The organism is Sphingomonas sp. NPDC019816 (assembly GCF_050274375.1).
GTDB lineage: Bacteria > Pseudomonadota > Alphaproteobacteria > Sphingomonadales > Sphingomonadaceae > Sphingomonas.
Map to the genome: position 1 here is coordinate 1 of NZ_JBNNOB010000001.1, position 19,902 is coordinate 19,902.

The 19,902-nt window shown below is 69.2% G+C and carries 17 protein-coding genes and 1 tRNA gene; 12 read left to right on the forward strand and 6 right to left on the reverse strand.

All coding sequences use genetic code 11. The features are described 5' to 3' along the window. Positions 1-89: 89 nt before the first annotated feature. From ACQKJZ_RS00005 to ACQKJZ_RS00025, 5 genes are all read right to left on the reverse strand, one after another. The gene (locus tag ACQKJZ_RS00005) at positions 90-707 is read right to left on the reverse strand and encodes a peptidylprolyl isomerase (protein WP_427729503.1); all 618 of its coding nucleotides are present in this window, start codon (positions 705-707) and stop codon (positions 90-92) included. Positions 708-866: 159 nt separating this feature from the next. Continuing rightward, positions 867-1,841 (reverse strand): quinone oxidoreductase family protein, encoded by a 975-nt coding sequence (locus ACQKJZ_RS00010; protein WP_427729504.1) that lies wholly within the window; start codon positions 1,839-1,841, stop codon positions 867-869. 49 nt (positions 1,842-1,890) lie between these two features. Next, the gene (locus ACQKJZ_RS00015) at positions 1,891-6,039 is read right to left on the reverse strand and encodes a translocation/assembly module TamB domain-containing protein (RefSeq protein ID WP_427729505.1); all 4,149 of its coding nucleotides are present in this window, start codon (positions 6,037-6,039) and stop codon (positions 1,891-1,893) included. 17 nt (positions 6,040-6,056) lie between these two features. After that, on the reverse strand, positions 6,057-8,078 hold the full coding sequence (locus ACQKJZ_RS00020; protein ID WP_427729506.1) for a BamA/TamA family outer membrane protein: 2,022 nt from the start codon (positions 8,076-8,078) through the stop codon (positions 6,057-6,059). Positions 8,079-8,194: 116 nt separating this feature from the next. Further along, on the reverse strand, positions 8,195-8,449 hold the full coding sequence (locus ACQKJZ_RS00025; protein ID WP_312489739.1) for a hypothetical protein: 255 nt from the start codon (positions 8,447-8,449) through the stop codon (positions 8,195-8,197). Between the two features lie 111 nt (positions 8,450-8,560). On the opposite strand from ACQKJZ_RS00025, the gene ACQKJZ_RS00030 reads away from it, so the two are divergent. Continuing rightward, entirely contained in the window at positions 8,561-8,746 is a 186-nt protein-coding gene (locus ACQKJZ_RS00030) for a hypothetical protein (RefSeq protein ID WP_312489740.1), read from the forward strand. A 41-nt stretch (positions 8,747-8,787) separates the two neighbouring features. On the opposite strand, the gene ACQKJZ_RS00035 is transcribed toward ACQKJZ_RS00030, so the two are convergent. Then, positions 8,788-9,405: a S24 family peptidase gene (locus ACQKJZ_RS00035; RefSeq protein ID WP_427729507.1), complete on the reverse strand. Its 618-nt coding sequence runs from the start codon at positions 9,403-9,405 to the stop codon at positions 8,788-8,790. 95 nt (positions 9,406-9,500) lie between these two features. Between ACQKJZ_RS00035 and ACQKJZ_RS00040 the strand changes: the two genes are divergently transcribed. From ACQKJZ_RS00040 to ACQKJZ_RS00090, 11 genes are all read left to right on the forward strand, one after another. After that, entirely contained in the window at positions 9,501-9,677 is a 177-nt protein-coding gene (locus ACQKJZ_RS00040; protein WP_427729508.1) for a hypothetical protein, read from the forward strand. Next, complete coding sequence (locus ACQKJZ_RS00045; RefSeq protein ID WP_427729509.1) at positions 9,674-10,039, forward strand: hypothetical protein; 366 nt, start codon at positions 9,674-9,676, stop codon at positions 10,037-10,039. Before ACQKJZ_RS00040 ends, ACQKJZ_RS00045 begins: the two co-directional genes overlap by 4 nt. Positions 10,040-10,116: 77 nt before the next feature. After that, positions 10,117-12,243: a TonB-dependent receptor gene (locus ACQKJZ_RS00050; RefSeq protein WP_427729510.1), complete on the forward strand. Its 2,127-nt coding sequence runs from the start codon at positions 10,117-10,119 to the stop codon at positions 12,241-12,243. 239 nt (positions 12,244-12,482) lie between these two features. Beyond that, on the forward strand, positions 12,483-13,667 hold the full coding sequence (locus ACQKJZ_RS00055) for an acyl-CoA dehydrogenase (protein ID WP_427729511.1): 1,185 nt from the start codon (positions 12,483-12,485) through the stop codon (positions 13,665-13,667). 49 nt (positions 13,668-13,716) lie between these two features. Further along, positions 13,717-14,841 (forward strand): CaiB/BaiF CoA transferase family protein, encoded by a 1,125-nt coding sequence (locus ACQKJZ_RS00060; protein ID WP_427729512.1) that lies wholly within the window; start codon positions 13,717-13,719, stop codon positions 14,839-14,841. Between the two features lie 36 nt (positions 14,842-14,877). Further along, positions 14,878-15,435, forward strand: coding sequence for a (2Fe-2S)-binding protein (locus tag ACQKJZ_RS00065; RefSeq protein ID WP_427729513.1), 558 nt, complete (start codon positions 14,878-14,880; stop codon positions 15,433-15,435). A 114-nt stretch (positions 15,436-15,549) separates the two neighbouring features. Beyond that, entirely contained in the window at positions 15,550-16,431 is an 882-nt protein-coding gene (locus tag ACQKJZ_RS00070; RefSeq protein WP_427729514.1) for an RcnB family protein, read from the forward strand. An 84-nt stretch (positions 16,432-16,515) separates the two neighbouring features. Then, positions 16,516-17,202: a prolyl hydroxylase family protein gene (locus tag ACQKJZ_RS00075; RefSeq protein WP_427729515.1), complete on the forward strand. Its 687-nt coding sequence runs from the start codon at positions 16,516-16,518 to the stop codon at positions 17,200-17,202. Positions 17,203-17,299: 97 nt separating this feature from the next. Beyond that, a complete protein-coding gene (gene recJ, locus ACQKJZ_RS00080; protein WP_427729576.1) occupies positions 17,300-19,054 on the forward strand; it encodes a single-stranded-DNA-specific exonuclease RecJ in 1,755 nt (584 codons plus the stop codon). Positions 19,055-19,147: 93 nt separating this feature from the next. Beyond that, positions 19,148-19,222: transfer RNA gene (locus ACQKJZ_RS00085), tRNA-Glu, on the forward strand. Between the two features lie 95 nt (positions 19,223-19,317). Further along, complete coding sequence (locus ACQKJZ_RS00090) at positions 19,318-19,617, forward strand: DUF6538 domain-containing protein (protein ID WP_427729577.1); 300 nt, start codon at positions 19,318-19,320, stop codon at positions 19,615-19,617. Positions 19,618-19,902: the final 285 nt, after the last annotated feature.

Consider the following 19,902-nt stretch of genomic DNA (forward strand, 5'->3'; position numbering starts at 1 on the left):
CTTCGTTGTAGGCCACACGGTCATCACCACCCTGCACTTCCACTTCTGCTGCCGGTTCGCGGCGGCCCCATGCCGCCGCGACCTTTCCCTCAGCGCGGCGCCGAGACCCGCTTGGCCGACAGGATCTTCACCGGCGCGGCCAGCATCTCCCCCTTGAACGGCCCCTTGGCGGGATCGGCGGGCTGGTCGAGGATCTTGTGGATCACGTCCATCCCCTCGACGACATGGCCGAAGGCGGCATAGCCCAGATTGTCGCCCGGCTTCGACGGATCGGCATCGAGCGAAGGCTGGTCGCCGACCATGATGGTGAAGTCACCACGCGCCGAACCGGGGGCCAGCCGCGCGATCGAGATGGTGCCGTCCATGTGCTTGATGCCGGTCTTCGTCGTCGGCTCATGCGCGATGGGGGGCAGGATACGCTTGGGTTCGTTCTGGATGCCGAACTGGACGAAGCCGAAATCGGGCGCGACGCGGACCGAACGGTAGAAGGTGACGCCGTCGAGCCGATGCTGGTCGACATAGCGCAGGAAGTTGGCGGTCGTGATCGGCGCATGGGTACGGTCCAGGTCGATCACGACGGGGCCGAGGCTGGTCTGCATCGCAACGCGGACCATGACGGGCTTGGGCGCCTCGGTCGCTGCGGTGGCCGGTGGCGTCGCGGGCGCTGCTTGGACGGCAAGCAGGGCGAGCGGGAGGAGCGCGATCATTCAGGTCTCCGGTTGCTGGTATCGGGGTAAGGTTAGCTGGGTTTCGGGGCGGGGCGTATTCCTTGGCCTTCGACTTCGCTCAGGCTGAACGGCGTTTGCGGTTTGGTCCTCCCTAACTTCCGTTCAGGCTGAGCGAAGTCGAAGCCCACGCCTCCACCCTCACGGCGTGAGGACCGTGCTCCCCACCGTCTCGCCCGCCTCGATCGCGCGGTGCGCCTCGGCGGCATCGGTCAGGGCGAATTCCTGCCCGATCTCCGGCGCGATCGCGCCCTTGGCGAGCATCGCGAACACGCGTTCGGCCAGGCGCCTCTTGTCCTGCGCGGTCACCGCATAATCGAACAGGGTCGGACGGGTGACGAACAGCGAGCCCTTGGCCGCCAATATGCCCAGATTGACGCCATCGACCGGGCCCGAGGCGTTGCCGAAGCTGACGACCAACCCACGCCGGGCCGTACTGTCCAGCGAGGCGTCCCAGGTCGCCCTGCCCACGCCGTCCAGCACCACCGGCACGCCCGCGCCGCTGGTGATCTCGCGCACCCGCGCCGCCACATCCTCGGTGCGGTTGAGAATGACGTGATCGGCACCGGCGGCGCGGGCGCGCTCGGCCTTGGCCTTGCTGCCCACCGTACCGATCACGGTCGCGCCGATCGCCTTCAACCAGCCGACCGCCAGATGGCCGACCCCGCCGGCCGCCGCGTGGACCAGAACCGTCCAGCCGGCCTCGACCTTCGCGCAATCCTCGATCAGGAAGGCGGTGGTCGTGCCCTTCAGCAGAATCGCCGCCGCCGTCCGGTCGTCAACGCCGTCGGGCAACGGCACGAGCAGATCCGCCGACACGTTGCGCGCGGTGGCGTAAGCGCCGCGCGCCGGGCCGAACACGCCCACCCGGTCGCCGACCTTGAACGCCGTCACGCCCTCGCCGACCGCCTCGACCACACCCGCCGCTTCCGATCCCAGGCCGCCGGGCAGGTCGATCGGGTACAGGCCGCTGCGGTGATAGGTGTCGATATAGTTCAAGCCGACCGCATGGTGCCGCATCCGCACCTCCCCCGCCCCCGGCGGCGGCAGGTCGGCGTCACGCCACTGAATGACCTCGGGCCCGCCGGTCCGCTCGATGAAGGCGGTCTTTTCCATGGCTGTCGCTCCTTATGCTGTTCGGGATCGTCCGGCTGGCGCCAACGCCTCAATAGTCCCTCGATATCCGCACGTTCAGGCTCTGTCGCCCCAGGGTGGAGATGCTGGAGAGCAGCGACAGCCAGCGGGTCACCTGGAACTCGACCTGGGTCGCGCTGTAGCCCTGTCCGTCGGTGATGATCTCGGCATAGAGCCGGCGCGTGATGTACTTGCCCGCGGCGACCGAGGTGCCGCGCCCCTGCTGCACATCGGCGGGCAACACGCGCAGCCGGTCCAGCCCCGCCGCCCGCCGCACCGCGTTGATCGGGTTCAGCCCGTTGCCGCCGTCCTGCAGCGCGGCGACGGCGGCGGCCAGCTGCAACGCCTCGGGCGCGGACAGGCTGGCGATCGAGGTGCCGAAGAGCAGCCGCGAGAGCAGTTCGTCATTGGGCAGCGCGGGGGTACTGGAAAAGCCGATCTCGGGCTTCAGCGCGGTGCCGGTGACGCGGATCGTCGCGCTCAACCCCTGAACATTGGCGTTGGCGGCGATGTCGAGCGCGGGGTTCGCGGGCACCTCCCCGCCGAAACGGATGATACCGCGCGACAGGTCGAAGTCGCGGCCGGCGAAGTCGAAGTCGCCGCGGATCAGCGTCGCCTGGCCGGTGATCGCCGGATTGGCGGGCTCGCCGCCGATCTTCAGGTCGGCCGACCATTCGCTGTTCAGCCCCAGTCCGGTGACGAGCAGCCCGCCCGGCGCCCGCGCACGGATCGCCAGCGTCCAGGGCTTGACCGGCACGTCATCCTCCTCGCCGCCGCCGGGAATGTTGATCTCGCGAATGTTCAGCTGCGGCACCGCCGTCGCCGCCGTCGCGCGGCCCAGGCGATAGCGGCTGCTGTTGAGCACCACATCGCCCGAGATGGTGCCCCCCGATCCATCGGAATGGATGGCCAGCGGCCCCGACACGGTCGCGGCGATGTCGTCGCGGGCGATCATCGCGGCACGATCCGCCTGAAGGGATAGGTCGAGGCCGATGCCATTGGCGGCGGCAAACTCGAATTGACCCGTGCCGCTGACCCGCCCGTCACGCCCCGCCTTGGCGGCGAAGCGATCGATGACCAGGCGCGACCCGCCGAAACGCCCCGTCGCCTGCACGTCGGTCAGGACCGTGCCGGTCGTCGCGCTCTCGATCCGTGCGCCCGTCGCCCGCACGGCGCCGCGAATGACCGGGGCGGCAAGTGTCCCGCCGACGTCCGCGCCGATCGCGACCGGCCCCGACAGGTCGAACATCTCGACCCGCGTCAGCCGCCACAGCGTATCGGCCGGCCCGGCATAGCGAAGCTGTGCGATCAGGTTGCCATTTTGCAACCGGCTGGCCCAGTCGCCCGGCCCGGCGGGCTGGATCAACGCCTGTGCCCGCCCGATCACCCGCCCGCCCGACGCCATCACCGCGCGCACGCCCAGCCGCTCGGCGGACAGCACGCCCGCCACGCCCATGTCGATCGGGCGGGAGGTGAGGACGAGGCCCGCACGGGTCAGCCCGCGAATGGTCAGGTCGACCTTGCCGGTCGGCGCGCCGGTGGTCTGGCGGATGGTCAGCGTCCCGCTGGCGCTGCCGCCGAGCCCCAGGCCGGGATAGCCGATGTCGAGGACCGCGAGCGGCATCCGCGTCAGCCCCGCCTCGATCTCCATGCTGTCGGGGTCCAGCCGGCCGGCGATCTTCGCCTCGCCGCCGGCAAAGCCGAGGCGCGTTGGCGCGAGCGCCCAGCCCTTGTCGCCCCGCGTGATCTCGGCGGGCGACAACAGGCGCAAGGGGCGGCCGTCGAGCGTGCCCTGCGCCGTCATCGACAGGCGGCCGGGCGTAACCTGCGTGACCGTCTGGATGGAGAAGGCGCGGCCGCGCGACCCCGCAATGCCGACGCGCACCTCGCCGGTCCCGCCGCGCAGCTTGGCGGTGCCGTTCAGTCGGGCGATGTTGAAGGCCCCGCGCCGCATACCCTGCGCGGCCGCGCTGCCCTCGACCGAGGCGCCGGCGGGATCGAGCAACGCGACCATGTCGATCCGCCCCTGCCGCACCGTGACGCCCGACAGCTGCGCCTGCTGCGCGGCCAGATGCGCCTCGATCCGCTGGATGTCGCCAACCGGACGGAAGAGCAATTCGCCCGACAGGCCACCCCCGGCGACGCCCAGCCGACCGGTAAAGCCCCCCTCGCCCACCGTCAGCGCACCCGTGGCGCGGGTACCCGCGACCGCGATCGGCTGGAACTGGACGACGGCATCCTGCCCCTTGGGCAGCAGGATCGCGCCGCTCGCCTGGAACGGACCCAGCCGCGATCCGCCCGCCGCGCGGAAGGCGAAACCCTGATCGGTCGGGTCGAGATGCGCGCGGACGTCGGACAGCCCCATCGCCGCATTGGGCGCGGCCAGCACGAGGTCGAGCGTCGGGTGGTCGATGCGTCCGTCCAGCACCATCTGGACCGGGCCATAGCTGGCTTGCCGCCCCCCGCCCACGAAACGGAAGGTGCCATCGGTCCGCCGGATCGCCTCTCCGGTCAGGCGGATCTTGGGGCCGGTCAGGACCAGGCGGCGAAAATGGAAAACGCCATCGGGGCCGCGTTCCAGATCGGTGGTCAGCCGGGGCAGTCCGCCGGCGAGCGAGCGGAGGAATCCGTTGTCCAGCCGCCGCACCTGCGCTTCTCCGCGCCCGAGAACACGCGTGCCACGACCATCGGCACCCGGCATGGCGCTCAACGTCGAACGGACGTCGACGATGCCCAATCCGGGGATCAGATAGCGTTGCAGCGCGCCGTTCAGCGACACGCCGTAACGCCCGTTGCGCAGGTCGATGGTGAGCCCCAGGCGCCCCGTCAGCTTGTCGGAACGCAGCGTCAGGTCGCGGCCGACGATCGCCTGGGGGGTGATGCGCAGCGTGCCGGCGGCGCTGAGACTGCGCAGGATGCCGCCCGCCGCCTCGCCCACGCCAGTCACCCGCGCGGCGGTGAAACGTACCGGCAGGGTCAGCGGCCAGCCGCCGGTCAGCCGGCCACGCCCCATCGCCTGGGCCTGCTCGAACCCCGTCTGACCAAAGGCGAAGCGGGTCGCGGCCAGGCGATAGTCGAACGCGGCACGGTCGAACGCACCGTCCAGCCGCAGCGTCAGGGCGATCGCCCGCCCGCTCATATTGACGAACAATGCCTCGGGCCGGAGGAGCGTGCCGTCGATCCGCAGCCCCTCGAACCGGTTGTCGCCCAGATCGACCGCCCCGCGCGCGCGCAGGCGCAGCGCGGACGAGCGCAGCGCGAGCGCACCGTTCAACCGCCGATCGACGAAATCGGCTTCACCCGCGACGGTGACGCTCGGCGCGCTCAACCGCTGCAAACGCCCCTTGAGCAGCAGCGACGGCGCGATCCGTCCCGCCAGCGCATAGCGGCCCTCTCGCGCCGACAGGGTCAGGTCGACCGCCGACCGTGTGCCGATCCAACCGCGCGCTCGGCCATTCCACTGCGCCCAGCGGCCGGCCCCGCCGATGGTGAGCAAGACGGGTTCGCGCGCGCCGATCGCGCGGGCCAGCACGCCATCGGCGGCCCCTCGCGCCTGCACGTCCAGGTCGAACCGGTCGCGATCGGGCTGCGCGTCGAGCCGCAGGCGAAGCTGGTCGCTGCCCGCCACGATCCCGTCCAGCCGGACCATCGCGCGGCCGTCCCGAATATCCGCGCGCCCGTCGACCCGCGCCACACGCCGCCGACCCAGCACGGCGGGGGCGAGGATCAGCCGGTCGAGGTGCAGGCGATCGATACGGATGTCGAAATCGGGCAGAATCGGGCCATGCCGCCCGCTCGGCCGGGTATGCGGCACGTGATAGAGCGTCGCCACCCGCGCCTCCACCCGGCGAATGTCAAGCGTCCCCCTGGCCCAGCGCCATGGCCGCCAGTCGAGCCGCGCCCGCGGCACCTCCACCAGCAGGCCGTCCAGATCATAGACCCGGACGTCGGTCAGCCGCATATCGCCGTAGAGCGAACCCTCGATCCGCCCGACCGAGAAGCGCAGGCCATTGTCGGTGCGGATGGTGGCGATCCGGTCCGCGACCCAGCGGTGCCCGATTGGCGTATCGACGATCAGCAGCGCCGCCGCGACCACCGCCACCAGCGCGGCGACGGCGATCGCCGGCCAGCGCCACCAGCGGCCGCGCCGCGTGCGCCCCGGCGGCGACGTATCCGCCATGTCGTCCCCCGCCTCGCTCAAAACGCCTGGCCCAGCGAGACATAGACCGCGACCCGGCTGTCGCCACGCTGCGGGTTGAGTGGCGTGCCGACATCGAGGCGGATCGGCCCGAAATTGGAATAATAGCGCACGCCCAGCCCCGTCCCGAAGCGCAGCCCCGTCAGGCGCGGCAGCGGCGAGGTGGAGATGTTGCCCGCGTCGAGGAACGGCACGACGCCGAAATTGCCGAAAGCCCGCACCCGCGCCTCGATCGAGAACTCCGCCAGGCTGCGTCCGCCGATCGGATCGTTATTGGCATCGCGCGGCCCGATCGCCTGAAAGCCGTACCCGCGCACCGATGCGCCGCCGCCGGCATAGAAGCGCCGCGACGGCGCGATCTGGTCGCGCGGCGCGCCCAGGATCGTGCCCAGCCGCGTCCGCGCCGCCAGCACGACCCGGTCGCCTAGGGGGCGATAGAGGCTGGCGTCGATCTGCGTCCGGGTATAGCCGAAGGCGGTCCCCTGAAGCGACAATTCGGGGCTGAGCCGCCCGCCCAGCCGGAAGCCACGCGTCGGGTTCAGCAGGTCGTCGGACCCGTCATAATTCAGGCTGGTCGGCAAGGCGCCGATGAAGAAGGTGCGGCGACGCGGCTGGCCGGTCGATTCGATCACATCGCGCTCGTCCGAGGTCAGCAGCTCGGCACCCAGCGACCATGTCCAGGTCTTCTGGAAGAAGATGTTCGTCTGCCGCTCCAGATTGCCCGACAGCGACAGCGTCTTGGCGTCATAGGCATCGCGGATGACATGCGCGGCGGAGAATTGCGCGGTCAGCACCCGGTCGCGACCGTTGAAATTGTTGCGGCGGAAGACGACCGCGCCCAACTGCTCGCGCGTACCCAGCACGCTGCGCAGGGTCAGGCCGCCTTCGGGGGGGAACAGGTTGCGGTCGGTCCAGTTGATCGCGGCGCGCGCGCCTTCGCCGGTGCCATAGCCCAGTTCCCCGGCGATGGTGTGGGGCGGCGCGGGCTCCAGCGTGACCGCGACGTTGACCGTCTCGGGCGTGTCGCCCGGCACCGGCTTGACCTCCACCGAAGATACCAGCCCGGTCTGCACCAGCGCCCGGCGCAGATCGTCCATGCCATCGGCGTCATAGGGCTGGCCGGGGCGGAAGCGCGCGATATCCTGGATATGCTCGGCGTCGAACAGCTTGCCGTTGGTGGCGATGATCCGGCCATAGCGGCGCTCGGTCCCCGGCCGCACCGCCAAGTCGATCGTCGCGGTGCCGGCGGCGCGGTCGACGACGATCTGCGGATCGCCGACCTTGGCGAAGGGAAAGCCCGCCTCGCCCGCCGCCGCTTTCAGCGCCGCCTGGCCAGCGACGATCCGGTCGGCGTCGACCGGGTCGCCCGGCTTCAGGCCGAAGGCCTTGGTCAGCTCGTCCGCCTTGGCCCCCGCCGCCACGACCCCGTCGAGCGTGACATCGGCGAAGCGGAACACGGGGCCCGGTACCGCCTGCAACACCACGGCCGGAGTATCGCCGGGTTCGATCCGGGTCGCGACCTGCGCATCATAATAGCCGGCACCGCGCAAAAGGTTGGTGAGGAGCAGCGCGTCCTCGCGTGCGCGTCGGTCGAGCTGCGCGGCGTTGGCCGGATCGCCGTCATGCGCGCGGAGCGTCGATAGCTGATCGAAGCGATCGCGCACCATCGCGCCGGCATCGCCGATCCCCTCGACCCGCCAGCGATAGCGGCGCTCGGCGGCGGCATCCACCGTGGCGGTCATGGTCGCGGCGGGGTCGGCGGGCGCATTGGCCAGATCCGGCCAGGCCACGCCGATCTCGGGCAAGGGGGCCAACGGCGCGGAGGGATCGAGCATAGTCGGATCCTCGGGCGCCTGCGCGCCGGCCGGAATCCGGGGGACCGGGGTCGCGCTCGTCGAGGCTGGAGCCGGCGCGGACGCGTCCTGGGCCCGAGCGCCCGCCGTCCAGCCGGTGCTCCCCCAACCCATTGCCATGAAGACGATGACGGCCGCGCCGCGCGGCCGCCCGACGCGGACGATCATGGCCGATCCCTAGCCGCGCGAAACGATCCGCGACACCCCCAACCATGCTCGATTGAACAGATTTGCCGGGCCAGCCGCCGCGAAGCGCGGCGCGATCCGGGTCCGGGTCCGGCGGATCAATGCACCGTGCCGAAGGCCACGTCGGTGGAGAGCAGGCCGATCAGCCGTTCGATCTGGCGCCAGCGACAGAAGTGGATGTGGTTGCCCACATCGCGACTGCGCCCGGCGCGCGCGGCCGCCTCGCCACCCGCCGACTCGCCGAACGTCTCGATCATCTCGGCGGCGGTGGCGACATCGCGGTCGCTGACGAAGGGAACGACATGGTCCGCGCCTATATCGGACAGAAATTCGTCAGGACCGTGCCGTTTCATCCCCATGTCCCTAAGCCAAGACGGGCCGCTTTGCCAGTCCCGTCGGGTAGTGCCGTCGCCCCACGCCGGGACGGCTGGCCTCCGCCCGCGACGCGTGGCAGGACGAAGCACATGATCGATCCCATCCAGCCCCGCCCGTCGCGCTCCCCCGCCAGCGGGGGCGGCATCTTCATCGCCATCGGCATCGTCGCGGGCATCATCGCCGGCGTGGCGACCGGCGAAGTGACCGTGGCGGTCCTTGCCGGACTGGCGTGCGGCGTCGTCGCCGCACTGTTGCTGTGGTGGCGCCACCGATAGGATGCCATCGCGTCGTCCCGACGGGAGGATAAGGCCCCGGCTCAGGCGGGCAGCCGCATCTGCCAGACGACCCGCCCCACCACGGTCATGGGGCCTTCGGGCACCGGGGGCGCGGCGGGATTGTCGCTGGTCGCGACCAGGCCCCCCGCCTCGGCACGGACGCGCTTGACCATCAGGGCCTCGCCGATGCGGATGATATAGAGCCCACCGCGCTTCCCCGGCCGGCGATCGGTCTCGTCGACGACCAGATGATCGCCCTCCATCAATCCCGGTGCCATCGAATCGCCGCGCACCCGGATGACCGACGCGGTCCCGTCACTCAGCCCCAACCGCCGCGCAAGCCGCCGGTCGAGCGCCTCGACGCCGATCATCACCTCGTCATCGACCGTCGCCCCCGGCCCCGCCGACGCGGCGACCGCAAGCCGGGGGAGCAGCACCGGCCCCGCCGCATGGGCCGCGCCCAGCCGCACCTCGGGCACGCCGAAGAATTCGGCCAGTTGTCGCCGGTCCGCCTCCGCCAATGTTCGCGGCGACCCGCGCTGCACGAACTGCTGGAGATAGGCGTCGTTGCGCCCCAGCATACGCGACAGCGCCGCCAGGCTGACGCCCGCCTGCTCCGCCAGCGCCTGCAACGCGCTTCTGACCTCCTGTCCCGTCATACGCCGATTATAGGCATAGGATTTTTCCTAGACAAGTTGGAAAATAGAACAGATCAAGAACGCAGAGGCGAGAATCGGACAATGGGAGAACGTCCATGGAATTGCTGGGGCGCATCGAGCGCTATTTGAAGGCCAGTCACATGCCCGAGACGAAGTTCGGGCGGCTGGCGGTCAACGACCCGCGTCTGGTCGGCGATCTGCGACGGGGGCGGGAGCCGGGCCCGGGGATGATCCGCCGGGTCGAGGCCTTTATCGCCGAGCATCTGGCATGACCGCGATGGCCCGCATCGAACACGCGCCCCGCTCCGCCCCAATATTCCGTCACCGGCAACACTGCGGCGATGGCAACCGGCGGCTGACGCGGGTGCTGACCGCCGATGCCGCACGCGCGGGGTGCGATATCGCATTGGAACTCGTGGCGGTCGAGCCATGGTCCTCGGCGACCTTTACCGGTTCGGTCGTGACGCTGTCGCTGGTCGCGCCTGCCGGCCCGGCGCTGACCCGCTGGCTGGCGGACCTGCCCGAGGCGGACCTGCCGATGGGCCGCGATCTGGTCGCCGATATCGCGGTCGAGCGCGACGCTGCCGGTTGCCGGCTCCGCGTCCTCATCTGCTGCGATGCGGCGGATGGATGACGGTCGAGTCACTTTTTGCTTGATATGATGTAACACTACGTTAGGCACGGGGCTTCGCCAACCATCGGAGCCCCGTCTTGCTGAAGCCCGTCCTGCTGTCCGGCCTGTCCGCCGTCGCCCTTGTCTTTCCGTTCGGCATTGCCGCCGCGCAGACCGCGCCGCAGCCGACCAATCGCGGCCGCGAGATCGTCGTGACCGCGCCGGTGCTTCAGTCCGAGGCCGATGTGCTGTCGGGCACCTCGATCGTGACCGGCGACGAACTCGTTCGCTCGATCCGGCCGACCATCGGCGAGACGCTGGCCCGCCAGCCGGGCGTATCGGCGACGTCCTTCGGCCCCAACGCCTCGCGCCCCGTGCTGCGCGGTTTCCAGGGCGAACGTATCCGCGTGCTGACCGACGGCATCGGCTCGATCGACGTGTCGAACACCAGTGTCGACCATGCCGTCGTCATCAACCCGCTGCTCGCCGAGCGGATCGAGGTGCTGCGCGGCCCCTCCGCGCTGCTGTTCGGGTCGTCGGCGGTGGGCGGCGTCGTGAACGTGATCGACTCGCGCATCCCGCGCACCGTTCCCGAAAACGGGTACCGCGTGTCGGGCATCGGCGGTTATGGCTCGGCCGCCAATGAACGGTCGGTGGCGGGTGCGGCCGATGTCGCGGTCGGCAGGCAGTTCGTCGTCCATGCCGATGGCTCGTATCTGAAGACCGACGACCTGAAGATCGGTGGCTATGTCCTGTCGCGCCGCGCGCGGGCCGAGGCGCAGGCCGCCGCCACGCAGGCGCCCAATGATCCGCTCGACTTCGCTGGCGTCGCCAACCTGCGCGGTCGCCTGCCCAACACCGCCAGCGAGACCTGGACGGCGGGGGTCGGCGGCGCGTTCATCGCCGACAACGGTTCGCTCGGCGTTTCGTACAGCCATTATGACAGCCTGTACGGCGTGCCGATCCGCTACACGCTGGAACCCGGTGGCGAGGAGCCCGAGGCCCCGCGCCTCAGCCTGGTCCAGAACCGCGTCGACCTGCGCGGCGAGATCGAGACGGGCGGCGGCTTCCTCGAGCGCATCCGCCTGCGCGCCGGCATGGCCGATTACCGCCATTTCGAGCTGGAAGAAGATGGCGAGGTCGGCACCGCCTTCTACAACAAGGGCATCGAGGGCCGCCTCGAACTGGTCCAGGCCAAGCGTGACGGCTGGCAGGGCGCGTCGGGCGTGCAGTTCTTCAACCGCGACTTCGACGTGCAGGGCGACGAAGCCTTCCTGCCGCGCAACAACACCGCGCAGGTCGGCCTGTTCACGCTGCAACAGCTGGATCGCGGCGCGTTCAAGATGGAAGCCGGCGCCCGGTACGAGCATACCTCGCTGACCGCGCGTACCGCCGTCACCGACGACCGCTTCTTCCGGGGCATGCGGGACTTCGACGCCTTTTCGGGCTCGATCGGCGCCAGCTATGGCTTTGCCCCCGACTGGCGCGCGGGCCTGAACCTGTCACGCACCGAACGCGCGCCGTCCGCGGAGGAACTGTTCGCTAACGGCCCGCATGCCGGGACCGAAGCCTATGAACTGGGCAATCCCGACTTCCGCAAGGAAACCAGCTGGGGCATCGAGGCCACGCTGCACGGGCATGGCGAAGGCTACAGCTTCGACGCCTCGGCCTATTACAACCGCTTCTCCAACTATATCTACGACGCGTTCGTGCCGGCCGCCGCCTGCGTGAACGCCGCTGCACCTTCGGGCCGCGATGTCGACCTGCCCTGCTTCCAATATGCGCAGGCCGATGCCCGCTATTACGGCATCGAGGCGGAGGGATCGCTGCGCCTGGCCACCATCGGCCGATATGCGATCAATGCCGATCTGCTGGGCGATTATGTCAACGCCCAGATCCTGAACAACGGCCCCGCGCCCCGCATCCCGCCGCTGCGTCTGCTGGGTGGACTGGAAGCGCAGTCGGACCGCGTGAACGCGCGCGTCGAGGTGGAGCGCAGCTTCAAGCAGACCCGCGTCATGGGTCTGGAGACGCCCACCGACGGCTTCACCCTGGTCAACGCCTCGATCCAGCTGAAGCCCTGGGGCCCGGTCAACCCGACGACCCTGACCCTGTCGGCGAACAACATTTTCGACGTCGATGCACGCCGCCATACCAGCGTGCTGAAGGACTTCGCCCCGCTCGCCGGGCGCGATCTGCGCGCGACACTCAGCTTCAAGCTCTGACGCCCAATCCCCCCCTGGGTATGCGTCGGTCACCTGGGCCCCTTCCGCATCGGCGGGAGGGGCCTTTTTTTGTCGCCCTTACGCTCAGGCGGACCGATGACGATGATCGCCCCTACTACCTGTTCGGCGGGGTCGTCGGCGACGACACGCCTTGCCGGACACGGCGACCGGCGGCCCCGACGGGGGTGGACAAAGCGCGCCGCCTTGCCGAGAAGCGGCGGACATAAGGAGAGATTTCCATGTCCCTGATGGGCAAGTTCGACTGGGCGGACCCGTTCCTGCTCGACGATCAGCTGACCGACGACGAGCGGATGATCCGCGACACCGCGCGCGCCTATGCCGACGACCGGCTGGCCCCGCGCATCGTCGAGGCGTTCGCGCACGAACATACCGACCCCGAGATTTTCCGGGAGATGGGCCAGCTCGGCCTGCTCGGCCCGACCATCCCGGAGGAATTCGGCGGCGTCGGCGCGTCCTATGTCGCCTATGGCCTGATCGCGCGTGAGGTGGAGCGGATCGACAGCGGATACCGCTCGATGATGAGCGTGCAGTCGAGCCTCGTCATGTACCCCATCCACGCCTATGGTTCGGACGAACAGAAGCATCGCTATCTGCCGAAGCTGGCCAGCGGCGAATGGATCGGCTGTTTCGGCCTGACCGAACCCGATGCCGGCTCGGACCCCGGCGGCATGCGCACGACCGCGAAAAAGGTCGATGGCGGCTATGTCCTGTCAGGCGCCAAGACCTGGATCTCCAATTCGCCGATCGCCGATGTCTTCGTGATCTGGGCCAAGTCGGAGGCGCATGGCGGCGCGATCCGGGGCTTCGTGCTGGAAAAGGGCATGAAGGGCCTGTCCGCGCCCAAGATCGAGAACAAGCTGTCCCTGCGCGCCTCGATCACCGGCATGGTGATGATGGACGAGGTGGCGGTCGGCGAGGACGCGCTGCTGCCGCATGTCGAGGGGCTGAAGGGGCCGTTCGGCTGCCTCAACCGTGCGCGCTACGGCATCAGCTGGGGCGCGTTGGGTGCGGCGGAGTTCTGCTTCCACGCCGCGCGCCAATATGGCCTCGACCGCAAGCAGTTCGACCGCCCGCTGGCCGCGACGCAGCTGTTCCAGAAGAAGCTGGCCGATATGGAGACCGAGATCGCGCTGGGGCTTCAGGCGTCCTTGCGCGTCGGCCGCCTGATGGACGACGGCCGGTTCGCGCCCGAGATGATCTCGATCGTCAAGCGCAACAATGTCGGCAAGGCGCTTGACATCGCGCGGGCCTCCCGCGACATGCATGGCGGCAATGGCATTTCGGGCGAGTATCAGGTGATGCGCCACCTGATGAACCTGGAGACGGTCAACACCTATGAAGGCGCCGCCGACGTCCACGCACTGATCCTGGGCCGCGCCATCACGGGGATCGCGGCATTTTGAGCCGGCCTCCAATCCTCCCCCTCCCCAAGCATAGCTTGGGGAGGAATGGATGACCAAGCCCGCCCCCCTTGCTGGCCTGAAGGTCGTCGAACTCGCGCGCATCCTCGCCGGTCCGTGGGCGGGGCAGGTGCTGGCCGATCTCGGCGCGGAGGTGGTGAAGGTCGAAAGCCCGGACGGCGACGACACGCGTCGCTGGGGCCCGCCCTTCATCGCCAACCCGGACGGCAGCCAGGACGCCGCCTATTTCCACGCCGCCAATCGCGGTAAATCCTCGGTTGTCGCCGACTTCGCGACGCGCGAGGGGCAGGCGAAGGTCCGCGCGCTGATCGCCGACGCCGATGTGGTGATCGAGAATTTCAAGCTGGGCGGCCTTGCCCGCTACGGGCTCGATTATGACAGCCTGTCGGCGCTCAATCCCCGCCTCGTCTATTGCTCGATCACCGGCTTCGGTCAGGACGGCCCCTATGCCGCGCGCGCCGGATACGACTTCATCGTCCAGGGGATGAGCGGCATCATGGACCTGACCGGCGAACCCGGTGGCGCGCCGCAGAAGATCGGCGTCGCGCTCGCCGACATCATGACCGGGCTTTACGCGGTGATCGCGATCCAGGCCGCGCTCCACATGCGGATGCGGACCGGACGCGGCCAGCATATCGACATGGCGCTGCTCGACACGATGACTGGCGTGCTGGCGAACCAGGCGATGAACTATCTCGCCTCGGGCACGACGCCCAGCCGGCTGGGCAACGCGCATCCCAATATCGTGCCTTATGCCGCCTTTCCGGCCAGCGACGGGTGGTTCATCCTGGCTGTGGGCAATGACGCGCAGTTCCGCCGCTTCGCGCACGTGGTCGGCCTCGACGGTGCCGATCCCCGCTATGCGACCAATGCCTTGCGCTGCGAACATCGACCGACGCTCACCCCGATGATCGAGGCGGCCACCGCCCGCTGGCCGCGTGACGAGCTGCTCGCGGCGCTGGAGGCGGCCGGCGTTCCGGCGGGGCCGATCAACACGGTCGAACAGGCCTTTGCCGACCCGCAGGTGCTCGCACGCGGTCTCGCCATCCAGCCCGAGCGCCCCGACGGCTCTACCGTGCCGGGCGTACGCACCCCGATCCGTTTTTCCGACGCCGACCTTACGATCGACCGCGCCGCGCCGATACTCGGGCGGTAGCGGCTCGTCCCGGCATCGACTAAGCCCGCGTCCAGGATGACCAGCTTCACCGTCAATAACCAGCCCGTCCGCTATCGCCTGCCGCCCGACACGCCGCTCCTCTGGGCGCTGCGCGATGCGTCGAACCTGACGGGCACCAAATATGGCTGCGGCACCGGTGAGTGCGGCGCGTGTACGGTCGATATCGATGGCCGCGCGGTGCGCAGCTGCCAAGTGCCGATCGGCCGGATCGAGGGCAGCGTCGTCACCACCATCGAGGGGCTGTCGCGCGATCGCTCGCACCCCGTCCAGCAAGTCTTCCTGGCCGCCAATGTCAGCCAGTGCGGCTATTGCATCCCCGGCATGGTGATGGCCGCCGCCGCCCTGATCCAGAAGCATCCCGATCCATCCGAAGAACTGATCCGAACGCAGATCACCAATCTGTGCCGCTGCGGCATCTATCCCCGGCTGGTCGAGGCGATCCAGCGGGCCGCGCGCGTGCAACGCGGCGAGGAAACGATTCCGGCGGCACCGGTGCCCGGCACCGACCCCGCCGACGCCGCCCGCACGACGCCCGCGCTCGTCCCCGGCGCATTGTCACATGACGCGTCGTGACGAAATCCTTTCACTTCGCTGACAGTCGGGTTCAGCATCCACTCAACACGCGCATGGCAGGCTTCACCGCATGATCGGGGTCGGCATGTGCGCCGGCGCATGGGGTAAGTGGGTATGAAGAAGCATTGGATGGCGGTCCTGCTCGCGGCATCGGCGGCGGTCCTGCCGGGGATCGTAGCGGCACAGGGCATCATGATGGACCGTGGCCCGCGCGGCGGCCCGGAAGGTCGCCCCGGCGGCCCGCGCGCCGCCGGCCAGCTGGAGCGCAGCGAAGGGCGCCCGATCTTCAACGACCGCGAAGCCTTTCCCGAAAACCGCCCCGCCTATCGCCCCGACCATGCCGAGGCGCCCCGGCCGCCGGCCCCCGACCGGCGCCAGGAAGGCGCGGGCCGATGGAACGGGCGCGGCGATGCACGCCCTGAGGCTCCCCGTGCCGACGCGCCCCGCCCCGAGCGCGAGCAATGGCGCCGCGACGATCGACGTGCGGGCCAATGGCAAGGCCAGCCCCGCGCCGATGGCCAGTGGCGCGATCAGCAATGGCGGGGGCGGCAGGCGCCGGATCAGCGCTGGCGCGACGAGGATCGTCGGCGGCGGGACGATCGCGATCGCTGGCGCCGCAACTATGGCGATTGGCGCGACCAGGACCATCAGGCCTATGGCTTTGCCGAGCGTCGCAACTGGGCGAACCAGTGGGATCGCGGCTGGCGGCGCGATCGCCGCTATGACTGGCTGGGCTGGCGCTCGCTCAATCGCGGGGCCTATCACCTGCCGCGTTATTATGCCCCGGGCGGCGGCTATGGCTATGAACGCTTTTCGAGTGGCGTGATCCTGGAACCGATGTTCTTCGGCCAGACCTATTGGCTGTCCGATCCCTATGCCTATCGCCTGCCGCCGGCCTATGGCCCCTATCGCTGGGTCCGCTATTACAATGACGCGGTCTTGGTCGATACGCGCAGCGGGCTGGTGGTCGACATCGTCTACGACATATTCTGGTAAGTTCAGGGAGGGGGTTCGCCCTCTCCCCCCCCCATCTCTGCCATCCCTCTTGTCTTTGGCCGCGCATCGTCGCACATCCGGGTCATGTCGTTCTTTTCGAGGAAGCCCAAGGGCAACCCCGCCGCCTCCCCCGTCCGCGCCCGGTTCGGGGTGAGCGTGCCCCAGCATCTGGACGCCAATCCGGCGGTGACGCGCGTCGCGACCGACGCTGCGCAAATCTATTACCAGCCCGATTTCCTGACGCCCGCCCAGTGCGACGCGCTGATCGCGATGATCGATTCCAATCGCCGGCCATCGACGCTGCTGTCCGATCGCCCCGACTATGGCTTTCGCACCTCGGAAAGCTGCGACATGAACCGCTGGTCGCCCGACATTCAGCCGATCGACGAGTCGATCGCCCGGCTGCTCGGCATCGCCCCCGAACAGGGCGAGACGATGCAGGGCCAGCGTTATGCCCCCGGCCAGCAGTTCCGCGCGCACCACGACTATTTCCACGAAAGCGAAAGCTATTGGGAAACGGTCAAGGTCCATGGCGGCCAGCGGACCTGGACCGCGATGATCTATCTGAACGATGTGGCGGAGGGTGGCGCCACCTGGTTCCCGCAGGCCGGCATCCGCGTCGCGCCGCGTCGGGGCCTGCTGCTCGCATGGAACAACATGCTGCTCGACGGCAGCCCGAACGACGCCACGCTGCACGAAGGCATGCCGGTGGTGGAGGGCGTCAAATACGTCATCACCAAATGGTTTCGCGAGGGCAATTGGGTGAGCTGACCCGGGCACCCGGCCGGCGCCGCGCTGGCACCTTGTCGCGACGGCGCCGAACATGGCATGGCGTTCGCGTGACGTTCCCCTGCCCCCCGTATCGCCGATGACCGACGTTCTCGGCATTTCGCAATCGATCCTCGGCCAACCCTGGCGCTGGCGCGCGCTCGCGGCCGATGCCCGCGATGGCCTGGGCCATGACGATCTGGTCGCGCAACTGCTGCTCGCGCGCGGCTGTCCGCCCGACGCGGTCGAGGACCACCGCGCGCCCTCGATCCGCGGCTTCATGCCCGACCCCTCGATTTTTCGCGACATGGACCGCGCCGCCGCGCGACTGGCCGATGCCGTCGTCGCCCGCGAGGCGGTGGCGATCTTCGGCGATTATGACGTCGACGGCGCGACATCGGCCGCGCTCCTCGTCCGCCTGCTGCGCGATCTGGGGCTGACGCCCCGCGCCTATATCCCCGATCGGCTGACCGAAGGCTATGGCCCCACGGAGGCCGCGCTGCTTCGCCTTAAAGGCGAGGGCGCGAACCTGATCGTCACCGTCGATTGCGGCGCGCAGGCGTTCGAGCCGCTGGCGGCGGCGCATGCGGCGGGCATCGAAATCCTCGTCGTCGATCATCACAAATGCGCGACCGAGCTACCGCGCGCGCATGCCGTGGTGAACCCCAACCGGCTCGACGAGACCGAGGGCGCCGCCCATGGCCATCTCGCGGCGGTCGGCGTCTGCTTCCTGCTGGGCGCCGCGTTGATCCGCACCTTGCGCGCGCGCGGCTTCTTCGCCGATCGCGCCGAGCCCCGACTGCTCGACCTGCTCGACCTCGTCGCCCTGGGCACGGTGGCCGATGTCGCACCCCTCAAGGGGCTGAACCGCGCCTTCGTCGCGCAGGGGCTGAAGGTCATGGCGCAACGGCGCAATATCGGCCTGGCCGCCCTGACCGAAGCCGCGCGGTTGACGCGTGCGCCGACCTGCTCCGACCTGGGCTTCGCGCTGGGCCCGCGGATCAATGCGGGTGGCCGTGTGGGCCGTGCCGATCTCGGCGTCCGCCTGCTCACCACCGACGACCCCGCCGAAGCGCGCGCCATCGCCGAGGAACTGAACCATTTCAACGACGAGCGTCGCGCGATCGAGGCGGGCGTACAGGCGACCGCCGAAACCACGGTCGATCGCGGGCGACAGGTGGCGCTGGTGTCGGGCGAGGGCTGGCATCCCGGCGTCATCGGCATCGTCGCCGGCCGTCTGAAGGAAAAGCTCGACCGGCCGGCCATCGTCATTGCGGTGGACGAACATGGCATCGGCAAGGGTTCGGGACGCTCGATCACCGGTGTCGACCTGGGCGCGGCCATCCTGGCGGCCAAGGAACACGGTTTGCTGATCGCCGGTGGCGGCCATGCCATGGCCGCCGGGCTGACGGTGGCGGCGGATCGCATACCCGAACTCGCCGATTTCCTGGAGGCGCGTCTGGCCGAGACGGTGATTCGGGCGAGCGCCGGCCGGGCGCTGCTGGTCGATGCGGTGCTGGCGCCCGGTGGCGTCAATCCGGCGCTAGTCGGCGCGATGGAGGCCGGTGGTCCTTACGGCATGGGCTGGCCCGCACCGCGCATCGCGGCCGGGCCGTTCCGCGTGATCCGCGCCGATCTGGTCGGCACCAACCATGTCCGCGCGATCGTCGCGGGTGCCGATGGCCGCAGCCTGAAGGCCATGGCCTTCCGCCAGGCCGAAACCGCGCTGGGCCAGGCCCTGCTGGCAGCAGGCGGCTCCCGCCGCCTGTGGCTCGCGGGCCGTGCCAAGGTCGACGACTGGTCGGGCCGCGACGTCGCCGAACTGCATGTCGATGACGCCGCCTGGGCCGACTGACCGGCCCGCTTTCTGGGATATGTGACAAGCCATGTAAAAAAGCGCTTGACCGATTCCGCCCCCTCCCTTAGAGGCCCCTCCACGCCACCCGGCGGCCCCTTCGTCTAGCGGTTAGGACGCGGCCCTTTCACGGCTGAAACACGGGTTCGATTCCCGTAGGGGTCACCAGCGCCCGCCAAAATGGCGGATTTGCGTGGCTTTGGTGGTCTTCATGGACGCTTTACCCATCCTTGTGTACAGAGGATGTGTACAAAGTGTTCCGCATGGCCACCCCTTTCAAAGATCCTCGCACCGGCATTTACTACTTCCGACGGGTCTTCCACGCCACGCTGCGACCGTTCTTCGATGGCGCGTCGGCCAAGTATAAGCGGACCCTCGATACGCGCGATGCGGATGAAGCTCGCCAGCGCTATCACCCGCACGCCATCGTTTACGACCAGAAGCCTGCGGCAGCGCGGCGCAGCCTTGCCAGTCAGCAGCTTCGATCGGCGCGATCCATGGTCGACGCCTATCTTGACGGCGTCAGCGAGTACCAATTCGCGTTTGCGGTCGTCGTAACGTGACGGCATCGGTGTGACGGCGCACGGCAGATTGGTCCGCCGGTTTGCGTTGTTGCGCCCTAAATCCTGCCCGGGCTTTTTCCGTTTCCTCCCATCCAAGCTGTAAGGCAGCCGACCCTTGCCGATCCTGATCGGGTGAGGTCAGGATCGGCAGGTCAGGCGCCCCGCGCGATCCATCGGCGGCCACCGCTGTAAACCTTAATGTCGGCCGCGCCCTCGTCCAGCTCGATGGCCTTCACCTGATGGACCGATGGGAGGTAGCGTTACGGCAACGCCATAGCCTGCCCA